General features: G+C 66.4%; 7 protein-coding genes. All 7 read left to right on the forward strand.

Annotation, left to right across the window (positions count from 1 at the left end; genetic code table 11):
- On the forward strand, positions 1 to 1,286 hold a 1,286-nt coding region (locus tag ACMLHZ_RS01850), incomplete at its 5' end, for a hypothetical protein (RefSeq protein WP_418666113.1).
- 3 nt (positions 1,287 to 1,289) lie between these two features.
- Entirely contained in the window at positions 1,290 to 1,832 is a 543-nt protein-coding gene (locus ACMLHZ_RS01855) for a hypothetical protein (protein WP_418666114.1), read from the forward strand.
- Entirely contained in the window at positions 1,825 to 2,559 is a 735-nt protein-coding gene (locus ACMLHZ_RS01860) for a hypothetical protein (protein WP_418666115.1), read from the forward strand. Before ACMLHZ_RS01855 ends, ACMLHZ_RS01860 begins: the two co-directional genes overlap by 8 nt.
- Positions 2,556 to 3,116 (forward strand): hypothetical protein, encoded by a 561-nt coding sequence (locus tag ACMLHZ_RS01865; protein ID WP_418666116.1) that lies wholly within the window; start codon positions 2,556 to 2,558, stop codon positions 3,114 to 3,116. Before ACMLHZ_RS01860 ends, ACMLHZ_RS01865 begins: the two co-directional genes overlap by 4 nt.
- 43 nt (positions 3,117 to 3,159) lie before the next feature.
- Positions 3,160 to 3,795: a bactofilin family protein gene (locus ACMLHZ_RS01870; protein ID WP_418666117.1), complete on the forward strand. Its 636-nt coding sequence runs from the start codon at positions 3,160 to 3,162 to the stop codon at positions 3,793 to 3,795.
- A 77-nt stretch (positions 3,796 to 3,872) separates the two neighbouring features.
- Complete coding sequence (locus ACMLHZ_RS01875) at positions 3,873 to 4,664, forward strand: EAL domain-containing protein (protein ID WP_418666118.1); 792 nt, start codon at positions 3,873 to 3,875, stop codon at positions 4,662 to 4,664.
- A gap of 97 nt (positions 4,665 to 4,761) precedes the next feature.
- Entirely contained in the window at positions 4,762 to 5,469 is a 708-nt protein-coding gene (locus ACMLHZ_RS01880) for a GGDEF domain-containing protein (protein ID WP_418666119.1), read from the forward strand.
- The last annotated feature ends 98 nt before the right edge of the window (positions 5,470 to 5,567 follow it).

Here is a 5,567-nt window from a genome sequence, read left to right on the forward strand (position 1 = left end):
CGGACGGGCTGACTTACAGCACGGCGAACCAGGGCAATTATTATTACAGTAAGGTGCTGCTGTTCCACCCGGACGGCAAGGCCAGCGCGTTCCAGAAGGAGCATATGGCCCCACAGGACATGGCGCAGGATATGGTGGCGGCCCTGAACAAGGTCCGGGTGCCCATGCCGGCGATCCGGGATTTTACGGTGTATGACGAGATCGACGGGCACTTTTACCCCACCCACGAGTTTTCGCAGGAGCCCAGTTCCTTCAACGAGAGCTTTGTGCGGTGGGACGGCCAGAACATCACGGGCGGGCAGACCCGTTTGTGGACCGCCACGGTGCGCGCCCGGTCCTCGTTCCCAGGGGGGAACATGGTGCCCACCAATACGGCGGATTCCTGCTTGCTGAAGGAGGGGAAGAACAGCATCTGGCTGCCCATCCCCACGGCAAACGTGCAGCTGCGCCCGCTCAAAAGCTACTGTGAGGAACAGTTTTTGTTTTACGGGCAGACCCTGGAGGCCGCGGGCGACCTGCGGGCGTTTTTGCTGGAAAAGCATTACAAGCTGAACGATTACGGGGTGGACGACGCCTATGGCTACCTGGACTGCCGGCTTGAGGGGGACGAAACGCTGGTGAGCGCCATGCCCGCTGAAAACACCAACTACGTTTATCACATTGATTACCAGCCTTATACCCTGGGCGACCGCATGCTGATGCTGGGGATTGCCAGGATTGAGGGGGCGGACACGCTGGTGCGCACGGGCAACGGCCGCTACCTGGACCCGGTGGGAAACGTGCTGCCGGGCTACGCCCGCGCCAGAACGGACAACGTGTTGTCGGTGCGGGTGGCAAAGGGGCAGATCGACCTTGCGGTGGAGAGCGGCGACGGCGCTGCCATTCCGCCGAACCAGAGCTTTTTGTTCCGCATCACCCGCCAGGCGGGAAGCCGGCGGGAGGTGTTTTACGAGGCGGTGCAGGGCGAGGGGAGCAAAACCGTGAGCGGCCTTAAGTGGGGCACGTATACAGTGGAGCAGCTGGAGAACTGGAGCTGGCGTTATGGGGCCGCGGGCTATCTGGATGAAAACCCCGGAAGCGCCCGCAACGACCCGGAGGACGCCACGGTGGTGCTGGGGGAAAGATGCACCTGGGCACCGGAAAAGATCACCGCGGCGCGCCAGTACACCGGCGCGGCGGGCACCGACACGGCCGCCCGGGTGAGCGTTTCGGTGGAGCTGCAGAATGAGCAGTGGCTCAGCGACCCAACCTTTGCCGTGAACATGGGCGGCGGGCAGGAGGGATAAGGGATGGAAAAAGCGAATTTGACGGCGGGGCGGCTTGCTTTGGGGCTGGCGGCCACCCTGGCAGTGCTGGCGGTGCTGCTGACTGCGGCGCTGTTTTTCTGGCGGCCGTATATCGTGACCAGCGGCGGAATGCGCGGCGCCTACACGGCGGGCAGCCTTTTGTTTGTGCGCGGCGCGCAGGCCGGGGAACTGGCGCCGGGCGACAAGGTGACCTACCGGCTGAAGGATGGGCAGGTGCTGACCGCGCGGGTGACGGAGACAGACCCGGAAAGGCAGCAGCTGCGGGTACTGGGCGACCACAACGCCCAGTTTGACGGAACGGTGATCCCCTATGGCAGCGTGCTGGGGCGGGGCGGCTGGGCGGTGCCCTGGCTGGGCTGGGCAGCGGCCTGCCTGCACACCTGGCCCGGCATTGCGGCGGGAGCCGCCCTGACCGCAATGCTGGCGCTGTGGCTGGCGCTGCCCCACTGGCTGAAAAAGGCAGACGAACAGCAGGACGGCCCCGGCGAGGCAGAGGCCGAGGAGAGGAGGCAGGCGCATGTTTAAGCAGGCTGTACGGCCCGGGGCGGCGGCGCCCGCCCCGGAGTGGCAGGAGGACCGGCGGGGGCCGGCACAGCCCCACCCCTGGGCCCGGGCACTGTTCTGCGCGGCGGTGGTGCTGCTGATGCTGCTGCTTTTGCTGGCGGTGAGCCGGCGGCGGGCGCTGCCCTATCTTGCGCTGCAGAGCGGCGGGGCGGCGCCCCTGCAGTTTGGCGCCTCGGTGGATATTGCGGTGAAGCAGGGGGACTGGCTGCGCGAGGATCTGTATCTTGCGGGCGGCACCGGCGGCGACGCGCTGGCCGCGGCGGTTTACAACAAGAGCCCGCAGGAAAACCCGGGCGCGGCCCCCGCCTTTGTGCGGGCCGCGCTGGTGCCGGTCTGGCGGGACGGCGGGGGCGCCGGAAACGGCGAGCCTGTGGGAGACTGGCCGGCCGGTGTTGCGGACGGCGAGTACCGTATGGGCGGGATCACCTTTACCCTGGCCGCCGGCTGGGATGTGCCGGACGGGGACGGAAGGTATTGGAGCTATGAGCCGACGGACGGGTATTTTTATTATCACGGCGTGCTCCAGCCGGGCGAAGCCACCGCGCCGCTGCTGCAGAGTGTGAGCGGTGAGGGAAAGGGCCGGCTGGAGGTGCAGGTACTGGCGGAAGGAATTGAGGCGGCGGGCGACGGGCTACCCGGTTGGGCGGCGATCTGCCGCCAAGGCGCAGAGGAGGTGCAGCAGGGATGAACGAAACCGCAGAGCGCCGCCAGGGCGCGGAGAACGCCCGCCAAAGACTGCGGCGAAGGGTGCTGACAGCCACCGCCGCTTTGGCGGCGGCCGCCCTGGTGTTCGGCTGGCTGGCGGCTGGCGCGGTGCGCCGCAGCGAGGTGTTTACCTGGGGCAGCCTGGAGGTGAGCTTTACCGGCGAGGGCTTTACCGGCAGCCCGGCGGTGGGGGAGGGCGTGAGCGAGTGCGCCCCCGCCGTGAACGTGCAGCCCGGCAGCGAGGCCTGCTACCTGTTTTTGGCGCTGGGGAAAACCGGCGGCCAGCAATGGGGCCACTGGGCGGGCGGGGCCTTTGCCCCGGGCCCGCTGGAGGGCTGGTCCCAGCTTGAGGGCACGGACGGCGCGGTGTACTACTGCCAGGTGGAGGCCGTGGGCAAAAAGGAAGCCGCGGTGCGCATCCAGCTGTTTGACCGGGTGCAGGGCGGCGCGCCGGGCGAGGGAGCGCCGTTTCAGGTATATGCCATTCAGAGCCGCGGCCTGGCCACGCCCGGCCAGGCCTGGCAGGCGCTGACAGGGTAAGGGGAAAATGCCCCCGTGTTTATCAGAAAGGAAGGTGCAGAAAATGCCGTTTAAAAAAGGGCGGGCAGCGATTTTGGAAGAGGATGTGCAGCGGCGCGGCGGCGAGCTGGCGGCGACGGCGGAACAGGCGGAGAGGGCCGAGCCGCAGGCGCCGCTGGTCATGGCCCCGCAGCGGACCGTTTTGGGGGCGGCCGCCCAGGTGAAGGGAGATATTGCCTCGGAGGAGCCGATCGTAATTGAGGGGCGGGTGCAGGGGAATATCGTGTGCTCGAAACAGGTTTCCGTGACGGGCGTGGTGGTGGGAAACATCACCTGCCAAAGCTTTTCGCTGAACAGCGGGAAGGTCAAGGGCGACCTTGTTTGCAGCGGCAGCGCCCGGGTGGCGGAGAGCGGTGAGATAGAGGGCGCGGTGACGGCGCAGGAACTTGCGCTGGGGGGCACGCTGAAGGGCAACGCGCGGATCGAGGCGCTGACCCACCTGTTCAGCGCCAAGGCGTACATGCAGGGCGATCTTACCGCCGGGCGGCTGGGCGTGGCGGAGGGCGCGAGGATAAACGGCAAGGTGGAGATTGTGCAGCCGGAGGGCGCCCGCCCGGAGATACGGCTGGCCGAACCTGCGGCGCAGGCGCCGGGGGAGGAGCCGGCAGTGCAGGAGGAAGCCGCCGGGGCGGCCAAGTGACCGGAAGCGGGGACGCGCTTTATGTGGGATACAGCGGCGCCGCACCCGCCTTTTATCACCGGAGGGAGGACGGCCAAATGCCGATGCAGCAAGGGGAAGTGCTTAAAAATTTTCCGCAGGCGATGGAGCAGCGCCAGTTCCAGGTGTATTTCCAGCCCCAGGTGGACTTTACCCGGCGGGAGTTTGTGGGGGCGGAGGCGCTGGTGCGCTGGATCCGCCCCCGGGCGGGCATGCTGCAGCCCTCGGCCTTTGTGCCCTGTTTGGAGAGCGGGGGCCTGATCACCCAGCTCGATTTTTACGTATGGGAAGAGGTCTGCCGCTTTATGCAGGCCTGGAGAGCGGACCCCCAAATGCCTGCGCTGCAAAGCGTTTCGGTGAATGTGTCCCGCTGCGACATCCGCGACGAAAATTTTTGCGCCCGGCTGGCCGCCATTCTGGAGCGCTATGGGCTGCCGGCCGGGGCCCTGCACCTGGAGGTGACCGAGAGCGCCTGCGCGCAGGAGGGGCCCAAGCTTTTAGAGACCTGCAGGCAGCTGCGGGAGATGGGCTTTGTGCTGGAAATGGACGATTTTGGAAGCGGCTATTCCTCGCTGAACATGCTGGGGGAGCTGCCCTTTGACGTGGTGAAGCTGGACAAGGGCTTTGTGGACCGCTGCACCTGCGGCGAGCGGGGCAGGCTGCTGCTGGGCGGGGTGATCGACATGCTGCGGCAGCTGGAGCTGGGCATGGTGGCGGAGGGGGTCGAGAGCCGCGGGCAGGCCGAGTTTTTGGCCGCGCATGGGTGCCCGGTGCAGCAGGGATACTACTTTTCACGCCCGGTGCCGGCGACCGCATTTTGCGAGATGCTGCGCCGCCCGGCCACGGGCTGAGAGGCGCTGCGCGGGGCGCAGGGCGCAGGGCTTCAAACCTGCCCCGGCAGGAGCAATTTGAGCGCGGGCCAAACATTCTGGCTGCGGGAGGTGCGCTATGGCAGAACTGAACGATGTTCTCAGCCGGCTGTTTTCCAGCCCGGTTACCTTGTTCCTGTCTTCCGTGAGCTTTACCGTGGCCAGCTTCCATTGGGTGCACAAGCTGGTGGCGGACTTCCATGTGAAGGCCTGGCACATGCTGGCCGCCGGCGTGTGCAACGGGAGCATTGCGGTGGTGACGGAGTTTTTGGTGGACCGGCCCGCCCCCTTTGCCATGATGGCCTTTGTGCCGCTGGTGACCGTGCTGGAGCTGTTCCGGGGGGATATCCCGGCGGAGATCAGCGTGCCGGTGCACCTGGACCTGGTGCTGAAGGACTTGCTTCTGCTTGCCTGCGGCTATATGATTACCCTGTTCCAGTGCCGCGCGGAAGATCTGCTGGGGCGGATCGGCGGCGACGAATTCTGCCTGTTCGCCACCGGCCTGCAGGGGCGGGCTGCCCTTGCGCAGCGCGCAGAGCAGCTGCTTGAGGCAGTGCATCGCGTGCGCATTCCCGAAGCAAAAGATGCGTTACAGGTTACCTTGAGCGTGGGGGCGGCGGCCTGCCCGGAGTTTGGCCGGGAGTATGAAACGCTGTATGAGCGGGCGGACATTGCGCTGTACCAGGCAAAGTGCCAGGGCAAAAACACAAGCTGCTTTTACACGGGCCAAAAAAGGAGCGAGTATCACGGCGAGCGCGCCGCGCTGCCGGGGAAGCGCCACCCTTGAACCGCCCGCCTTTGCGCGGCACAAGCGGCCGCGCAAAGGCAGGCGGCTGCCGGAATGGGGGAAGATAATGTTTCAGTGGGAGTATGGCGCCGATCTGG

The sequence above is a fragment of the Allofournierella sp. genome, from assembly GCF_048388525.1.
In the GTDB taxonomy this organism is placed as follows: domain Bacteria; phylum Bacillota; class Clostridia; order Oscillospirales; family Ruminococcaceae; genus BQOK01.